Origin of the sequence: Nocardioides insulae DSM 17944 (assembly GCF_000422825.1) — a bacterium.
GTDB classification, from domain to species: Bacteria; Actinomycetota; Actinomycetes; order Propionibacteriales; family Nocardioidaceae; genus Nocardioides; species Nocardioides insulae.
Map to the genome: position 1 here is coordinate 422,138 of NZ_KE383929.1, position 15,936 is coordinate 438,073.

Here is a 15,936-nt window from a genome sequence, read left to right on the forward strand (position 1 = left end):
GCGGGGGCGGCGGCACCGCCCCGGACTGCTCGTCGGGGCCCTGGGGCGGCGGCGGCGGGGGCGTGGGCGAAGACATCGGAGGGACTCCTGGCTCAGAGTGAAGGTAACGGGTCGAATCTTGCCGCACGTCACCGACATTCTCGCCGCCGACGCAAGAAAGCTGGCTGTTCAGACGCCCCTCAGGCGTAGCCAGGCGAGCGCGTCCTCGACCGCGTGGACGGTCCGTACGCCGGCCGGACCGGGCGGCCGGCGTACGACGACGACCGGGACGCCGAGCTGCGAGGCGGCCTCCAGCTTGGGCCAGGTGTAGGTGCCGCCGGAGTCCTTGGTGACCAGGACGTCGGCCCGATGCTCCCGGAACAGGTCCACCTCGGAGTCGAGCCGGTAGGGTCCGCGGCTGGTGACCAGCCGCCACCCGAGCGGCAGTTCCAGGGTCGGCGGGTCCACCACCCGGGCCAGGACGGCGTGCTCCCCCAGCGCCGGCACGAACCGGCCGAGCTCCTGGCGGCCCACCGTCACGAACGGACGCCGCCCCAGCTCCGCGGCCAGGCTGGCGGCCGCGTCGTGGTCGTCGACCCAGTGCCACCGTCCCTCCGGGTCGGGCCACCCGGGCCGCTCCAGCCGCAGCAGCGGCAGGTCCTCGAGAGCGCAGGCGGCAGCCGCGTTCGCGCTCATGCCGAGCGCGAAGGGGTGGGTCGCGTCGACCACCGCGTCGAATTCGGCCAGCGCGTCCCGCAGCCCCGCCACGCCCCCGAAGCCACCGATCCGCACCGGGCCGACCGGCAGCCGGGGTCTGGCCACCCGTCCGGCCAGGGAGCTCGTCACGTCCACCCCGTCGGCGACCAACCGGGCGGCGAGCTCCCGCGCCTCGGAGGTGCCCCCGAGCAGGAGCACCCTCATCGCGCACCCCCGACCACGGGCAGGCCCGGGACGCCGTCACGGGCCAGCGCGAGCAGGGCGTCCAGGTCGAGGTGCTCCTCGACCAGGTCGCCGAGCAGGTCGAGCCGCCGCTCCCGCGCGGCCGGGAAGGAGGCCGTGGAGGCCACCCCCAGCGCCTCGGTGAGGTACGCCGACCGGGCAGCGTCGTCCTCGAGGCTGCCGTGCACCATCGTGCCGGTCACCGCACCCGAGCGGGTCTCTCCCGTGACCCGGCCATGATGGATCTCGTAGCCGGCCGGCTCGTGCAGCACCAGGTTCTTCTCCACCTCGAAGGTGGTGGTGAGTTCGAGCAGTCCGAGCCCCTCGACGCGGACCCCGGCGGTCCCCTCGACCCCGTCGGGGTCCGCGATCCAGGCGCCGAGCATCTGACATCCGCCGCAGACACCCAGCACCGGCCGACCGGCGCGGGCGTGCCGCACGATCGCCTCGTCCAGCCCACGCTTCCGCAGCCAGGCGAGGTCAGCGATGGTGGCCCGGGTGCCGGGCAGCACCACCAGATCCGCGTCGGCGAGCCGCCGAGGATCCGAGACGAAGACGACGTCCAGGCCGGGTTCCAGCCCGAGCGCGTCGAGGTCGGTGAAGTTGCTGATCCGCGGTAGCCGCACCACCGCCACCCGCTTCACGCCGATCGGATCCGGGGACCGGCGACCGTCCAGGTCGAGGGCGTCCTCGGAGTCCAGCCACAGGTCGGGGTGCCACGGCAGGACGCCGTACGTCGGCCGTCCGGTACGTCGTTCGAGGTCGTCGAGCCCGGGCCGCAGCAGTCCGACGTCGCCGCGGAACTTGTTCGCCACGAAGCCCGCCACCAACCGCTGGTCCTCAGGATCGAGCAGCGCCACCGTGCCGAAGCTCGATGCGAACCAGCCGCCCCGGTCGATGTCGCCGACGACCAGCGTGGGCACCTCGCCGTGCCGGGCAAGGCCCATGTTGACGTAGTCGCTGGCCCGCAGATTGATCTCGGCCGGGCTGCCGGCCCCCTCGGCCACGACCAGGTCGAACCGCGAGCGGAGGTCGTCGAAGGCCGCGAACGCGCTGCGGGCCAACCGCTCCCGCCCGCCGGTGAAGTCGCGGGCGCTCAGCTCCCCGTCGGGCCGTCCCCTTCGCACCACGTGACTGCGACGGTCGCTGCCCGGTTTGAGCAGGACGGGGTTCATCGCCACCTCGGGCGCCACCAGCGCCGCGCGCGCCTGCACCCACTGCGCCCGCCCGATCTCACCCGGCCCGTCGGGACCGGCGACCACCATCGAGTTGTTGGACATGTTCTGCGCCTTGTACGGCGTTACCGCGAGCCCCCGCCGTGCGAACGCGCGGCACAACCCCGTCGTGACCACGCTCTTGCCGGCGTCCGAGGTGGTGCCGGCGATCAGCAGCGCGGTCACGGTGCCTGCAGCAGGTAGATGTCCATCACCCAGCCGGTCGCCGCGCGCACCTGCTCACGGGCGGATTCGATCTCTTCCAGGACGTCGCGGACCCGCCCCGCCACCAGCGCCTCCTCGGGGCGTCCCAGGTTCGCGCCCCACCAGATCCGCCACTCCTCGAGGCCGTCGAGTCGCAGGGTGCGGTTCAGCATGACCGCGATGTTGGTCAGCCCGGCGTCGACCGCCTCGCCCAACCGCCGGCCGGTGGTGACGTGCAAGGGCTGTCCCACGTCGTGCAGCACGATCCGGTGACGCGCGGCGAGCAGTTGCAGCGCGCTGATCCCAGGCAGGACGTCGTAGTCGACCGACACCGTGCCGCGTGCCGCGATCGCCTCGATGATCCGGATGGTGGAGTCGTAGAACGCCGGGTCGCCCCAGACCAGGAAGGCCGCGCTGCCCTGCCGCTGGGCCAGCACGGATTCGTACGCCGCGACCCGCGCCGCGTGCCAGTCGGCGACCGCGCCGACGTAGCCACCGTCCCCGACCGGTTCGCGGTCCCGGGACGGGTCGGGGACCGCGACCACCGGTAGGTCGTAGTGGTCGGCGACCTCGCGTCGCAGGGCCAGGAGGGCGTCGTCGCCGGACTTCTCCGCTGCGACGACGTAGTCGCAGGCGCGCAGAGCGGCCGCGGCCTCGGGGGTGACGTGCTGCGGTCCCATTCCGATGCCGATGATGTGGACCTTCATCCTGCTCTCATCCAGCCTGACCTCGATCATCGCCCGCGTCGGCTGCGGAGGCCTCCAGGTCGCCCTCCACGGCCAGGTAGGCCTCGTGCAACGCAGCGATCGTGTCCGGGGACGGTTCGGCCCACAACCCCCGGTCGGCCGCCTCCTGCAGTCGCTCGACGATACCGTGCAGGGCCCACGGGTTGGATCGCTCGAGGAACTCCCGGGTCTCGGGGTCGAGGACGTACTCCTGGGCGAGTTGTTCATACATCCCGTCGTGCACCACGCCGGCGGTGGCGTCGAGACCGAAGAGATAGTCGACGGTCGCGGCCAGTTCGAAGGCACCCTTGTAACCGTGCCGGCGCATCGCTGCGATCCAGCGCGGGTTGACCACCCGTGCCCGGAACACCCGCGACGTCTCCTCCCCGAGCGTGCGCGTGCGGACGGCGTCCGGCGAGGTCGAGTCGCCGACGTAGGCCACCGGCTCCACACCGGTGAGCGCCCGCACCGTCGCGATCATGCCGCCGTGGTACTGGAAGTAGTCGTCACTGTCGGCGATGTCGTGCTCGCGGGTGTCGACGTTCTTGGCGGCCACCTTGATCCGGCGGTAGTTGGTCCGCATGTCATCGGCGGCGGGCCGCCCCTCGAGGTCCCGGCCGTAGGCGAACCCGCCCCAGGCCGTGTAGACCTCGGCGAGATCGGCGTCATCTCGCCAGTTCCCTGACTCGACCACCTGGAGGATGCCGGCGCCGTAGGAGCCCGGGGCCGAGCCGAAGATCCGGGTGGTCGCCCGGCGTTCGTCGCCGTGCTCGGCGAGGTCTGCCCGGGCGTGTGCGGCCACGAAGTTGTCCTCGTCGGGCTCCTCCAGAGCGGCGACCAGCCGGACGGCGTCGTCGAGCATCGAGACGACGTGCGGGAAGGCGTCCCGGAAGAAGCCCGAGATGCGCACCGTGACGTCGATCCGCGGCCGGCCCAGTTCCTCGAGCGGTACGACGTCGAGGCGGCTCACCCGTCGCGATGCCTCGTCCCATTCGGGCCGGACGCCGAGCAGGGCGAGCACCTCGGCGATGTCGTCACCCGAGGTACGCATCGCGCTGGTGCCCCAGACCGAGAGGCCGACCGATCCGGGGTACTCCCCCGTGTCGGCCAGGTGTCGCTCCAGCAGCGAGTCGGCCATCGCCTGCCCGGTCTGCCAGGCGAGCCGCGAGGGCACCGCGCGCGGGTCGACGGTGTAGAAGTTGCGTCCGGTAGGGAGCACGTTGACCAGGCCGCGCAGGGGCGAGCCGGACGGGCCCGGGCGGACGAAGCGGCCGGCCAGGGCTCGCAGGACGGCGTCCAGCTCATCGGTGGTACCGGCCAGGCGCGGCACCACCTCGGTCGCCGCGAACCCGAGCACCCGGCGGACCTCCTCGTCGGGGTGGAGCCGCTCGACCTCTAGCGGATCCCACCCGGCCTTCTCCATCTCCTCCACGAGTGCGCGCGCCTGAGCCTCGTAGGCGTCGGTCTCGGCCCGCTGCTCGGATCCCTCCGCGTGCCCGAGCGCGACCCGCAGGCCGGGCACGGCGTGCTCTTGACCGCCCCACACCTGGGCGGCCCGCAGGATCGAGAGCACCAGATTGACCCGGGCCTCCCCTGTCGGGGCCTCGCCGAGCACATGCAGGCCGTCGCGGATCTGCGCGTCCTTGATCTCGCACAGCCAGCCGTCGACGTGCAGCAGGAAGTCGTCGAACTCCTCATCCTCGGGCCGCTCCTCCAGGCCGAGGTCGCGATGCATCTCGGCGGCGTGCATGAGCTGCCAGATCTCGCCCCGGACGGCGGGCAGCTTGGCGGGATCCATCGCCGCGATGTTGGCGTACTCGTCGAGGAGCTGCTCGAGTCGGGCGATGTCACCGTAGGTCTCCGCCCGTGCCATCGGCGGCACCAGGTGGTCGACGACGACGGCGTGCGCCCGCCGCTTCGCCTGGGCACCTTCACCCGGATCGTTGACCAGGAACGGGTAGATCAGCGGCACGTCGCCCAGCGCCGCGTCGGTGCCGCAGGACGCCGAGAGGGCGGCGTTCTTGCCCGGCAGCCACTCCAGGTTGCCGTGCTTGCCCAGGTGCACGATGGCGTGCGCCCCGAAGCCGCCGGTTTCCGGAGCGCTCGCGATCCAGCGGTACGCCGCGAGGTAGTGATGACTCGGCGCGAGGTCGGGGTCGTGATAGATCGCCACGGGGTTCTCCCCGAAGCCGCGCGGCGGCTGGATCATCAGCACCACGTTGCCCGACCGCAATGCGGCGACCGCGACCTCGCCCTGCTCGTTGACGAACAGCGACCCGGGGGCCTCTCCCCACGCCTCGGCCATGGCCGAGCGCAGGTCGGCGGGCAGGTCGGCGGTCCAGGCGGCGTACTGCTGCGGTGTGATGCGCACCTGAGCCCCCTCGACCTGATCCTGGGTGAGCCAATCGGGGTCCTGCCCGCCGGCGGCGATCAGCGCATGGATGAGCGCGTCGCCGGCCTCGGTGTCGGAGGTCGCCGATTCCTCCGCGTCGAGAACGCCGAAGCCGTCGCCCACGTCGTACCCCTCCGCTCGCAGCCGGCGCAGCACGCGCACGGCCGAGACCGGCGTGTCGAGGCCGACCGCGTTGCCGATCCGCGCGTGCTTGGTGGGGTAGGCCGAGAGCATCAGCACGATCCGCTTCTCGGCGTTGGGCACGTGACGGAGCCGGGCGTGCTTGACCGCGATCCCGGCCACCCGGTCGCACCGCTCGGAGTCGGCGACGTAGCGCGGCAACTGGTCGGTGGGATCGATCTCCTTGAAGGAGAACGGCACGGTGACGATCCGGCCGTCGAACTCCGGGATCGCGATCTGGCTGGCCGAGTCGAGCGGGGTGACGCCGTCATCGGAGGCCTCCCACTCGGCCCGCGAGGAGGTCAGGCACAGACCCTGGAGCACCGGGATGTCCAGGGCGGCGATCCGCTCGACGTCCCAGGAGTCGTCGTCCTCCCCGGCGCTCGCCGCGGCGGGGGTGGCTCCGCCGGAAGCCAGCACGGTGACCACCAGCGCGTCCAGCCCGCCGAGCACCTCGAAGAGTTCGTCCGGGGCCGAACGCAGCGACCCCGCGAAGATCGGTACGCCGACCGCCTGCCCGGTCGCGTCGATCGCGGCGACCAGTCCGTGCGCGAAGCCTGCGTTGCCGCTCACCTCGTGCGCGCGGTAGTACAGCACGCCCACCCGGGGCAGCCCGTCCTCACCCGAACCGCCCGCCACCGGCTCGCCGGTTGAGCGCCCGGCAGGGCCGTTGGCGGCGCCGTACCCCCAGGACGGCACCGCCAACGGCGGCTCGAACCCCTCCCCGGTGAGCAGCACCGTGTCGGAGAGGAAGGCGTGCAGCGCGGCGAGGTTGCCGGGCCCGCCCTCGGCGAGGTAGCGGTGGGCCTCGGCGGCGACCCCGAGCGGAGTGGTGGAGAGCTCCATCAGCTCGGCGTTCGGGCTCTGCTCGCCGCCCAGCACCACCAGGGGTCGACCGTACGCACGCAGCACCTCGAGCTGGTGCTCGATCTCGGCCGGCGAACCGAGCATGCGCAGTACGACGAGGTCGGCACCCTCGAGCCGTGGCTCGAGGTCCTGCCGCGCCGGGTTGCCGAGTGCGTACGCCGCACCGCTGGCCCGAGCGGAGAGCAGGTCGGTGTCGGATGTGGACAGCAGCAGGATGCGTCGGGACATCGGGTCGTGCTCCTCCTCGGGGTTCTCGCCCCTCGTCGTCGGATGTCCCGTGTCCAGTGTCTGGCTTTGGGTCGCACGCGACCCTCACAGTGGCGGAACCGCCCCGGAGTCACACCGGGTTCCTGTTCCACGAGACGTGTGGGCTCACCCTAGCGGTGCCCGGTCCGGGGGCCTGCCCGGGGCAGCAGCCCGGACCCGAGGGCCCCGACACGACAGCACCGCCGGTCACCGAAGCACCCCACCGAAACCACCGCACCGAAGCCCCGCCTGTGCGCGGAGCGGCCACCGCACCACCGATGGACGACTTAGGACAGGCTAGGCTCACCTGCGACCGTCTCTCGTTCGGAGGTACTCACCGATGAAGCTCCACCGACTGCGCACGGCCGCCCCGGCCGTGACCATCGCAGCCGCGCTCACCCTGTCCGCGTGCGGCTCCTCCGGAGCCGACGAATCCGGCGATTCCGGCCAATCCGGCGGGGACTCCACCTCCACGCAGGACTTCAGCCCGGTCACCGTCGAGCACGCACTCGGAGAGGCCGTCATCGAGGAGAAGCCCGAACGAGTGGTCACCCTCGGGCAGGGGTCGGCCGAGACCGCCATCGCCCTCGGCACCACCCCCGTGGGCATGGAGGAGTACCCCTGGGGAGCCGACGAGACGGGCTATCTGCCCTGGATCCACGAGGCGGTGGACAAGCGGGGCGACGAGCTGCCCGAACTCTTCACCGGCAGCACCGAACTCGACGTGGAAGCCATCCTCGCCCTCGAGCCGGACGTGATCCTGGCGCCATGGTCCGGTATCACCCAGGAGCAGTACGACGTCCTCTCCGACATCGCTCCCACCGTGGCCTATGAGGAGGAGCCCTGGGTCACCACCTGGGATCAGCAGATCGAGACCGTGGCCACCGCCCTGGGCGAGGCCGACCGGGCCGACGACCTGATCTCCGAGATCGAGGACGAGTTCAGCGAGGCGCGCAGGCCGGAGTGGAAGGACCTCACCTTCTCCTACATCTACAACGACGGCCCCGGCACGCTCGGCGCCTTCTTCCCCGACGAGCAGCGGGTCGCGATGGTGCGTGAACTCGGGCTGACCGTCGACCCCGCCGTGGAGGACATGAAGGAGTACGAGGTCGAAGGCACCGATTCGGCGATGATCGGCCTGGAGAACGCCGACATGCTCACGGACTCGGATCTGGTCTTCACCTTCTACTCCGACGCGAAGAACCGGCAGGAGACCGAGTCGCAGCCGCTGTACGCCAGCATTCCGGCGATCGAGCGGGGCTCCGTCGTCGCACCCGAGGACCAGTCCTTCGTGACCGCCTCATCCATCATCACTCCGCTCACCGTCCCGTGGGTCATCGACCGCTACGAGCCGATGATCGATGAGGCCATTGGCCAGCTCGACGCGGAGTGAGGTCCCGCCCACCCGGGCGAACCGGTCCGGCCGGGTCACACCGGTCTCGGCCATCGTGCTGGCGACGGGCCTGCTGATCGTGGCCGGCGCGGTCAGCCTCGTCGTCGGCAACGGCCAGATCGGATTCGACCGGGTGGGCATGGTCCTGCTCGGCGGAGCCGACGAATACGCCGGCGACGTGGTCGCCGCCCGCATCTCCCGCACCGTGATGGGGGCCGTCGTCGGTGCTGCCCTGGCGGTGTCCGGCGTTCTCATCCAGGGGGTGACCCGGAACCCGCTCGGCGAGCCCGGGCTGCTCGGGGTCACGATGGGTGCCTCGGCGTCCGTGGTCACCGCGACCGCCTTGTTCGGGTTCACCGGCGGCTTCGCCTCCGTCTGGGTGGCCCTGCCGGGCGCCGTACTGGCGGTGGCCGTCACCTACCTGCTGGGCAGACAGTCGGGCAGCGAGAGCGTGATCCCGCTGGTGCTGGCCGGCGCGGTCGTCTCCGCGGTGCTGGGCGCCTACGTGCAAGCCATGATCCTCGTCGACCCGACGACCTTCGACTCCTACCGGCACTGGGTGGTGGGGTCGCTGGCGGGCGCGGACTTCGACACCCTGCGCGCGGTGCTACCGGCGCTGCTGCTGGGCGTCGTCCTGGCCTGGGTGTGCACCTCCGGTCTCAACTCCGTCGCGCTCGGCGAGGACGTCGCTGTCGCGCTCGGCGTACCGGTCGCCCGAGTGCGGCTGGGCTCGATCGCCGGGGCCACGCTGCTCGCCGCCGGCGCCACGGCCGCGGTGGGCCCGATCGCCTTCGTGGGCCTGGCCGTGCCGCACCTGGTGCGCGCCCTGGTCGGGGCCGATCACCGAGCGCAACTTCCGGTCGCGCTGGTGCTCGGGGCGGCGGTGCTGGTGGCCTCGGATGTCGCAGCGCGCCTGGTGGCCTGGCCCCAGGAACTCATGGTCGGTGTCGTCACCGCCTTCGTCGGCGCCCCCTTCCTGCTCGCGGCGGTACGACGGGGGAAGGTGACCACGTGAGCGCCCCGCAGACTCGCGCCCGGACCGCACGCGCGGTCCCCCGCCGGGCCGGTGACCAGCACCGACTGCTGCGGATCACGGACCGGATCGCGATTCCCGTCGGTGGGCGGTCGCTGGTGGTCGGCTCCGTCATCGCCCTGCTGAGCCTGTTCCTGTCCCTGGCGACCCTCGCCTGGGGTGATCTCGGGGTCGGTCCCGGTGACCTGCTCGACGCCGCTCGCGGGGCCGCGGACACGAAGGTCACCTTCGTCCTGGAACGGCTGCGCGGACCCCGGGTCCTGGTCGCGATCGGGGTGGGCCTGGCGCTCGGGCTCTCGGGGGCGCTCTTCCAGTCGGTGACGCGCAATCCGCTGGGCAGCCCGGACGTGATCGGGCTCGGCGCCGGGGCCGGTGCCGGTGCGACGATGACGACCCTGCTGTGGAACGGTGCGATACCCACTCCGCTGGGAGCGGTGGCCGGAGCAGGTGTGGCCATCGCAGTGGTCCACTGGTCCACCGGCCTCGGGTTCGCCTCTCCAGCTCGGGTGATCGTGACCGGCATCGGCGTGGCCGCGATGGCCACGGCCCTGACCCAATATGTCGTCGCGGTGGCCCTGCGCGACAGTGCCGAGGGCCTGGCGGCCTACCTGGTGGGCTCGTTGGGCACGCGCACCATGCAGCAGGCGGCGATCATCTGGATCTCCCTGTCGGTGCTGGTCCCCGCGGTCGGAGTGCTCACCCACCGGCTCAGGCTGATGGACCTGGGCGACGAACTGGCCGAGGCGTTGGGGGGTCGCGCCACTCACACCCGGACCTGGGCGATCGTCCTTGCCGTTCTGCTCTCCGCGGCCGCCGTCGCCGTCGCCGGGCCGATCGCCTTCGTGGCACTGACTGCGCCCCACATCGCCCGGCGGGTGACCCGAGCGCCGGGGCCCAACCTGGCCGTCGCTGCCCTCACCGGTGCCCTGATCATGGTCGCGGCCGATTTCCTCGCCCAGCATCTCCCGGTCCTCGAGGGCATGCCCGTCGGGATCATCACGGCCGGAGTGGGCGGCGTCTACCTCGGCTACCTACTCGTCCAGGAATGGAGGAAGGCCAGTGTCTGAGCCCGAATCTGAGCCCGTCACCGGGTCCGTGAACGGTTCCGTGTCGCAGCCGTCCCTGCGCGCAGAGAGGGTCACCGTCGGGTACGGCACGCACGTCGTGCTCTCCGATCTGAGCCTCACCCTGCCCCGCGGCCGGTTCACGGCCGTCATCGGCCCCAACGGGTGCGGCAAGTCCACCCTGGTGAGGACCTTCGCACGCACCCTGCTCCCCCGTTCCGGGGAGGTCTTGCTCGACGGGGTCCCCCTAGGACGGTGGAAGCCCAAGCGGATCGCCCAGCGCGTGGCGCTGCTGCCGCAGAGCCCGGTGGTCCCGGACGGCGTCACGGTGCGCAGCCTGGTGGCTCGGGGGCGTCATCCGTACCACTCCGCGCTACGGCAGTGGGTGCCCGGCGACCAGGAGGCGATCGACGTCTCGATGGCCGCCACCGGCGTGACCGACCTGGCGCACGAGTCGCTCACCGAACTGTCCGGGGGCCAGCGCCAGCGCGCCTGGATCGCGATGGTGCTGGCCCAGGACACCGACTACGTCCTGCTGGACGAGCCGACATCGTTCCTGGACCTGGCCCACCAGATAGACGTCCTCCACCTGTGTCAGGACATCCGGGACCGGGGCCGGACCGTGGTGGCCGTGCTGCACGACCTCAACCAGGCCGCGCGCTACGCCGACCACGTGGTCGTCATGCGCGAGGGGCAGGTGGCCGCCTCAGGGATGCCGTCCGACGTCATCACTGCGGACCTGGTGCGGGACGTCTTCTCGCTGGAGTGCGAGATCGGGCCCGACCCCCAGGCCGGTACGCCGATGGTGGTCCCGCTGGCGCGCAGCTGATCCCCGCACGCCCGCCGGTCATCAGCGCCGCTTGCGCCGACCCCAGGGGTAGAGCGACCCGGCCACCACGCCGACCGCCAGCACCACGATCACCCAGATCCACACCGGCATGGTGAAGTCCATGCCGAGGAAGCTCACGGTGCCTTCGTTCAGGTTGGACAGCGCGAAGATCACCCCGAGCACGACCAGCACGATCGCCGTGATGGCCTTGGCGCTGGGCATCTGTCGCGAGTTGGACGGGCTCTCGGGCATGTCGGCTCCTTGCTCGGACTCGGCCGGGACCACCACGACGGTCCCGCGGGACGCCTGCGCCAACACCGTAGTCCGGCCGGCCCCCCGGGTCCACGACCCACCCGAGCGTGCCGCGCCCCCGTGTCGGGGGCCGGCCGAAGGTGCCCTCGCCGACCCGGTGACGGGCAGCGCAGCGAGGACCGGGACAGTGTGGGCGCAAAGGGACTCGAACCCCTGACATCCTCCTTGTAAGGGAGGCGCTCTACCAGCTGAGCTATGCGCCCGGAGCGGGGCACACCCTACGCGAGCCGGGGCAGTGAGCGCGAAGCGACCCGACGCCCGGCCACGCAGAGGGCCACCCAGACAAGCAGCGAGCCGCTGGCGTCTCGGGTCACCAGCGGCTCGCTGGGAAGACAGTATCTGATGGGAGTCGGTCCGTACAGACCTTCGCGGCAAGAATTTTCACCGCGCCCGCCCGACCGAGGTGCCCACTCACTCCGCGGCCGAGCGGAGGTGACGAAGATGCTCGTCGAGGTCGCGCCCTTCGGGGAGCGCGTTGTGCACCGACCAGCTCAACCGTCCCTGCTTGTCGACGATGTACGACGAGCGCCGGGCCGCGCCGGAGGACTCGTCGAAGACGTCATAGGCCCGAGCCACCTCGCCGTGCGGCCAGAAGTCGGAGAGCAGGGAGAAGTTGAGGCCATCGGTGTCGGCGAAGGTGCGCAGCGAGTAGACCGGGTCGCAGGAGATCGCGAGGATCTCGGTGTCGAAGGTGAGGAAGTCGTCGAGCCGGTCGCGGATCTCGGCCATCTCCCCCGTGCACACCCCCGAGAAGGCGTAGGGGTAGAAGAACAACGCGACGGACTTGCGCCCCTGGTAGTCGGACAGGGTGTGGTCCTGACCGAACTGGTCGCGCAGGGTGAAGTCCGGGGCCGGTCCCCCGAGACGCAGACCCGCAGCAGGGGTCGCGTTGTCCTCGCTCACGCTGGTGGTTCTCCGTTCAGGTCGGTCCCAGCCTTCACCCCGGTCCGGGCCGTCCCGGGCGGGGTCGCTCCATGATGCCCGGCGAGGTGTCGATCGAGCACGTTGCCGTCACCGGCACGCACCCGGCGTCCGCCGTCAGCGGACCGCGCACGCGCGAGGAGGAGGCCGGGCCGCCCTTCTCCGGGCGACCCCGGCCCGCCTCGGCTCAGGGTTGCTTGGGGGTGACCAGACGTGTCGCTGCCCAGTCCTTGCTCACGGTGGCCGTCGTGGTCTGGGTGAGCCCGGCCAGTGGCGCCGCCTCGGCGACGTCGGCGGCGTCGACCTCACCGGGCCGCCCGACCTTGGGGGTCATCAGCCAGATCACGCCACCGCTGACCAGATCGGTCAGGGAGTCCATCAGCCCGTCGACCAGGTCGCCGTCGTCGCTGCGCCACCACAGCACGACGGCGTCCACGTCGTTGCCGTACTCGCCGTCGACCATGTCGGCGTCGATGGTGTCCTCGATGGCGATGCGCAGCTCATCATCGGTGTCGTCGTCCCAGCCCAGTTCTTGGATCACCATGCCGGGCTTGAAGCCGAGCCGTTGCCCGGCGCCTGCTGTGGTGCCTGTCTGGGTGGACCCGCCACCCGCGGTCGAGCTCACGTATTCCTCCATCTGATCGTCATTCCGCAACGGGTCGCCGCGGGGCCGGATGGCCGATAAGCACATCCGGTGGAGGTAGTCCATCGGAGTTCATCGAGGGACGCAAGCCTTGCCGCCCCCGCAGCGCGCGCGGAGGCAGGAAACCGACGAGTAGATTCCGTCGCTCGTCCGTGCGTGACACGATGCAACTCGTGACCCAATCCAATCCCAATCCCGACCCGACCCCGGGCACGCGGGCGGTCATCCACGAGGGACTCCCCACTCAGCTTCCGGACATCGACCCGGAAGAGACGCGGGACTGGCTGGACTCCTTCGACGCCATGCTCGACCAGCGCGGCCGTCAGCGAGCCCGGTACGTCATGCTGCGCCTCCTCGAGCGCGCCCGCGAGGCCCAGGTCGGCGTGCCCGCCCTGCGGAGCACCGACTACATCAACACCATCCCCACCGAGCGCGAACCCTGGTTCCCCGGCGATGAGGACATCGAACGGCGCATCCGCGCGTTCATCCGCTGGAACGCCGCCGTGATGGTCTCCAGCGCCAACCGCAAGGGGCTCGAGGTCGGCGGCCACATCGCGACCTACCAGTCCAGCGCGAGCCTCTACGAGGTCGGCTTCAACCACTTCTTCCGCGGCAAGGATCACCCCGGCGGCGGCGACCAGATCTACATCCAGGGGCACGCCTCACCCGGCATCTACGCCCGCGCCTTCCTCGAGGGCCGGCTCAGCGAAGAGCAGATGTACCGGTTCCGGCAGGAGGTCCAGCACGGTCCGCACGCCGGGTTGTCGTCCTACCCCCACCCCCGGCTGATGCCGGACTTCTGGGAGTTCCCGACGGTCTCGATGGGCCTCACCGGGATCAACTCGATCTACCAGGCCCGGTTCAACCGCTACCTGCACAACCGCGGCCTGAAGGACACCAACCAGCAGAGTGTGTGGGCCTTCCTCGGCGACGGCGAGATGGCCGAGCCCGAGTCGCTCGGCGCCATCCGCATCGCCGCGCGCGAGGAGCTCGACAACCTGGTCTGGGTGGTCAACTGCAACCTGCAGCAGCTCGACGGTCCCGTCACCGGCAACGGCAAGATCATCCAGGAGCTGGAGTCCAACTTCCGCGGAGCCGGCTGGAACGTCATCAAGGTCATCTGGGGCCGTGAGTGGGACGACCTGCTCGCCCGCGACGTCGACGGCGTCCTGGTCAACCAGATGAACGCCACCCCCGACGGCGCGTTCCAGACCTTCTCGGTCGAGGACGGCGCCTACACGCGGGAGAAGTTCTTCGGCACCGACCCGCGGCTGCGCAAGATGGTCGAGCACATGTCCGACGAGCAGATCCGCAAGCTGCCGCGCGGCGGTCACGACTACCGCAAGGTGTACGCCGCCTTCGACGCGGCCACCAAGCACGTCGGCCAGCCGACGGTCATCCTCGCCCAGACCATCAAGGGCTGGACCATCGAGGCACTGGAGGGTCGTAACGCCACCCACCAGATGAAGAAGCTGACCATGGCGGACCTGAAGAAGTTCCGTGACCGGTTGTACCTGCCGATCTCCGACAAGGAGCTCGAGGAGACCTACGAGCGCACCGGCGTACCGCCGCTGTTCACCCCCGGCGCCAACGCCCCCGAGACGGAGTACATGCTCGAGCGGCGTCGCCAGCTCGGTGGTTCGATCCCGCGCCGGATCAACCGGGCCAAGCCGCTGACCCTGCCGGCCCCCGAGACCTACGCCGACCTCAAGCAGGGGTCGGGCAAGAACAAGATCGCCACCACGATGGCGCTGGTCCGCCAGCTCAAGGAGTGGATGCGCGACCCGAACATCGGCCCCCGCATCGTCCCGATCGCCCCGGACGAGTACCGCACCTTCGGGATGGACGCGATGTTCCCCTCGGCCAAGGTCTACAACCCGCACGGGCAGACCTACGAGCCGGTCGACCGCAAACTGCTGCTGTCCTACCGGGAGTCGGAGAAGGGCCAGATGCTGCACGAAGGCATCTCGGAGGCGGGCGCGCTGGCCTCGGCCACGGCCGCGGGCTCGGCGTACACGACGCACGGCGAGCACATGATCCCGTTCTACATCTTCTACTCGATGTTCGGATTCCAGCGGACCGGCGACTCGATCTGGGCGATGGCCGACCAGATGGCGCGCGGCTTCCTGATCGGCGCCACCGCCGGCCGCACCACGCTGACCGGCGAAGGCCTGCAGCACGCCGACGGTCACTCGCCGCTGCTCGCCGCCAGCAACCCCGCGGTCGTGCACTACGACCCCGGGTACGCCTACGAGATCGCGCACATCGTCGAGGATGGTCTCCGCCGGATGTACGGCGAGGGCGGCCCCGACGGCCACGGTGAGGACCTCATCTACTACCTGACCGTCTACAACGAGCCGGTCGCTCAGCCAGCCGAGCCGGAGGACGTCGACGTCGAGGGCATCCTCAAGGGGATCCACCAGGTCGCCCGAGCCGGTGGAGAGGGCCCGCGGGTCCGGCTGCTCGCCTCCGGTGTCGCCCTCCCCTGGATCGAGGACGCCGCCCGGATGCTCCGCGAGGAGTGGGGGGTCCAGGCCGACCTGTGGTCGGTCACCTCGTGGAACGAGCTGGCCCGCGACGGCTACGCCAGCGAGGAGTGGAGCCTGCTCCACCCGGGCGAGAGCGCCCGCACGCCGTACGTCACCACCAAGCTGGGCGATTCCCACGGCCCGGTGGTGGCGGTGTCGGACTACATGCGAGCCGTCCCGCTCCAGATCGCCAAGTGGGTGCCCGGCGACTACCGCGTCCTGGGCGCCGAAGGTTTCGGTTTCGCCGACACCCGCCCGGCCGCGCGGCGCTTCTTCCACATCGACGCGGAGTCGGTCGTCGTGCAGGCCCTGCAGGCTCTGGCCGACGCCGGCGAGATCGACCGGTCGCAGGTGGAGAAGGCGTTCGCGCAGTACCGCATCGACGACCCCACGGCCACCGCCGGCGTGGCTCAGGAGGGCGGCGACGCCTGAGCCTCGCCGAGCCTGTCGAGGTCGCCGCCTCGACG

General features: G+C 71.1%; 12 protein-coding genes, 1 tRNA gene and 1 riboswitch. Of the genes, 5 read left to right on the forward strand and 8 right to left on the reverse strand.

Annotated features, from left to right (window positions below; translation table 11 throughout):
* Window positions 1-168: 168 nt before the first annotated feature.
* From G515_RS0116520 to cobN, 4 genes are read right to left on the reverse strand one after another with little or no spacing between them, the layout of a single operon-like run.
* Complete coding sequence (locus G515_RS0116520; RefSeq protein WP_028661041.1) at window positions 169-900, reverse strand: cobalt-precorrin-6A reductase; 732 nt, start codon at window positions 898-900, stop codon at window positions 169-171.
* Complete coding sequence (locus G515_RS0116525) at window positions 897-2,318, reverse strand: cobyric acid synthase (RefSeq protein ID WP_028661042.1); 1,422 nt, start codon at window positions 2,316-2,318, stop codon at window positions 897-899. Before G515_RS0116525 ends, G515_RS0116520 begins: the two co-directional genes overlap by 4 nt.
* Window positions 2,315-3,043, reverse strand: a complete 729-nt coding sequence (gene cobF / locus G515_RS0116530) for a precorrin-6A synthase (deacetylating) (RefSeq protein ID WP_028661043.1) — start codon at window positions 3,041-3,043, stop codon at window positions 2,315-2,317. The genes G515_RS0116525 and cobF overlap by 4 nt, the downstream gene beginning before the upstream one ends.
* Window positions 3,044-3,050: 7 nt before the next feature.
* Window positions 3,051-6,728 (reverse strand): cobaltochelatase subunit CobN, encoded by a 3,678-nt coding sequence (gene cobN / locus G515_RS21985; protein WP_051218495.1) that lies wholly within the window; start codon window positions 6,726-6,728, stop codon window positions 3,051-3,053.
* Between the two features lie 34 nt (window positions 6,729-6,762).
* Window positions 6,763-6,882, reverse strand: a riboswitch (cobalamin riboswitch).
* 204 nt (window positions 6,883-7,086) lie between these two features.
* On the opposite strand from cobN, the gene G515_RS0116540 reads away from it, so the two are divergent.
* The 4 genes from G515_RS0116540 to G515_RS0116555 are packed head-to-tail and all read left to right on the forward strand — an operon-like array spanning window position 7,087 to window position 11,065.
* Entirely contained in the window at window positions 7,087-8,139 is a 1,053-nt protein-coding gene (locus tag G515_RS0116540; RefSeq protein ID WP_051218496.1) for an iron-siderophore ABC transporter substrate-binding protein, read from the forward strand.
* 55 nt (window positions 8,140-8,194) lie between these two features.
* Entirely contained in the window at window positions 8,195-9,154 is a 960-nt protein-coding gene (locus G515_RS21990) for a FecCD family ABC transporter permease (protein WP_211221065.1), read from the forward strand.
* Window positions 9,151-10,239 carry a FecCD family ABC transporter permease gene (locus tag G515_RS0116550; RefSeq protein ID WP_211221066.1) on the forward strand — a complete coding sequence of 363 codons (1,089 nt, stop codon included), beginning with the start codon at window positions 9,151-9,153 and terminating at the stop codon, window positions 10,237-10,239. Before G515_RS21990 ends, G515_RS0116550 begins: the two co-directional genes overlap by 4 nt.
* A 40-nt stretch (window positions 10,240-10,279) precedes the next feature.
* The gene (locus G515_RS0116555) at window positions 10,280-11,065 is read left to right on the forward strand and encodes an ABC transporter ATP-binding protein (RefSeq protein ID WP_036556142.1); all 786 of its coding nucleotides are present in this window, start codon (window positions 10,280-10,282) and stop codon (window positions 11,063-11,065) included.
* A gap of 21 nt (window positions 11,066-11,086) precedes the next feature.
* Here G515_RS0116555 and G515_RS0116560 read toward each other — a convergent pair whose 3' ends face one another.
* From G515_RS0116560 to G515_RS0116575, 4 genes are all read right to left on the reverse strand, one after another.
* Window positions 11,087-11,317, reverse strand: coding sequence for a LapA family protein (locus tag G515_RS0116560; protein WP_157571156.1), 231 nt, complete (start codon window positions 11,315-11,317; stop codon window positions 11,087-11,089).
* 190 nt (window positions 11,318-11,507) lie between these two features.
* Window positions 11,508-11,580, reverse strand: a tRNA-Val gene (locus tag G515_RS0116565).
* Between the two features lie 208 nt (window positions 11,581-11,788).
* Entirely contained in the window at window positions 11,789-12,280 is a 492-nt protein-coding gene (locus tag G515_RS0116570; RefSeq protein ID WP_084653663.1) for a peroxiredoxin, read from the reverse strand.
* Between the two features lie 205 nt (window positions 12,281-12,485).
* Window positions 12,486-12,923, reverse strand: coding sequence for a DUF3052 domain-containing protein (locus tag G515_RS0116575; RefSeq protein WP_028661049.1), 438 nt, complete (start codon window positions 12,921-12,923; stop codon window positions 12,486-12,488).
* A 191-nt stretch (window positions 12,924-13,114) separates the two neighbouring features.
* Here G515_RS0116575 and aceE point away from each other — a divergent pair, with 191 nt between their 5' ends.
* Entirely contained in the window at window positions 13,115-15,901 is a 2,787-nt protein-coding gene (aceE, locus tag G515_RS0116580; protein ID WP_028661050.1) for a pyruvate dehydrogenase (acetyl-transferring), homodimeric type, read from the forward strand.
* Window positions 15,902-15,936 lie beyond the last annotated feature (35 nt).